The organism is Vibrio sp. 10N.261.52.A1, assembly GCF_002876325.1.
In the GTDB taxonomy this organism is placed as follows: Bacteria; Pseudomonadota; Gammaproteobacteria; order Enterobacterales; family Vibrionaceae; genus Vibrio; species Vibrio chagasii.
Window position 1 is genome coordinate 1 of the sequence record NZ_MCYD01001183.1, and the last position, 1,407, is coordinate 1,407.

Sequence of the window (1,407 nt, forward strand, 5' to 3'; positions counted from 1 at the left end):
ATAGACCACTTACCCAATGATTCCGACCCAGATATCGTTATGGGTGAGGAATGGTTGCCAGAGCGACTGATCAACACAAAATTAGACGGTGAGATGCTCTTTCTTGAATTCGATAACGCCCCTGAAGAAAACCAAGGGGACAGCGAAGGCCGTGGCTTTGTTGAGCACGAGATCGCAATGATTCGAGAAAAACTCGAGCAAGTGTTGGATGAGCCTTCTGATACCAAAACGAAAGCCGACGCCCTATTAGCAATATTTCTGATGGGACATGAACTTTCTAGCTCAGAAGTTATCGAAATCTTGGAATCAACAGAGCCAGACATTGAACCCAATGAACATGAAATGGCCGCTCCAGAATACAACGCCCAAGCGCTGAACGACTAACCACCAAAGATTTAGGAATCGACTTGAAACGCCCGATGACATCTTCTCTCCCCTTCTTACTCGCTGGCCCTATTTTAAGAAGGACGACCGCAACTGAGGTTGTGCTTTGGGTTGTTACGAGTACACCACTCAATGGTAATGCAGAGCTATACAACCAAGGCCAAGAAGCCCCTTTCTATAGGTCACCACTGAGCGAACACGAATCGATTCAGGTCGGCACACATGCTTGGGTAAGCTTGATTCAATTAAAAGGTGAGTTTCCAACCAACACGCCTTTGGAATATCAGATAGAGACTGATCAAGGTGCGTTAACCAAGTTGGCTCCGCATTTAGTGTACCAAGAGCAACAAGACACCACTGGTGCGCCAAGAATAGCCTTTAAAATATCAACCAGCGCCGACTACATCTTGCATGGTTCCTGTCGTAATCCTCATCATCCAAGCAAAGACAGCCTAGTCGCAGCCGATAATAAAGTTGAGCAGCAAGCCGTATTAGAGCGTCCAGATATGCTGATGATGAGCGGCGACCAGATCTACGCAGATCACGTTGCCGGTCCAACACTCGATGCGATTCATCAAGTGATTCAGCTACTTGGATTAGTGAGCGAAGCACTACCGACCGATTCATTAGACGGAAAAATCGATAGCAGTGAAGCTCTGTTTAACAGCGACTATCACCTCTATCAACGTGATCATTTACTACCACACCATAACACATCACACTCATTGCTCGATAAGTTGTTCCCTAAACGCGGAATACCCATCTTCAGCTCCACTGATTGTGAAAATCACTTGGTGACATTGTCTGAATTTATTGCCATGTATCTGCTGGTTTGGTCACCGACCTTGTGGCAGTGCATTAACCGCGAACGGTTGATCGAGAATAATTTCATGCAGGCTGGCCGCCAGCTCACACCAGCTGAGCAGCAACAATGGCGTGATGAAAGTGTCATCATCGATGATTTCATCGCCGGTCTGCCGCAAGTACAGCGTCTATTTGCTCATATTCCAACGTACATGATCT

1 protein-coding gene and 1 pseudogene are annotated in these 1,407 nt (G+C 46.7%); both read left to right on the plus strand.

Features of this window, described 5'->3' with window-relative positions; genetic code table 11:
- Positions 1-384 (plus strand): hypothetical protein (locus tag BCT81_RS25265; RefSeq protein WP_102426245.1); only part of this gene is annotated, 384 nt, incomplete at its 5' end.
- Between the two features lie 23 nt (positions 385-407).
- A pseudogene (locus BCT81_RS25270) lies at positions 408-1,407 on the plus strand (alkaline phosphatase family protein); the annotation flags it as partial.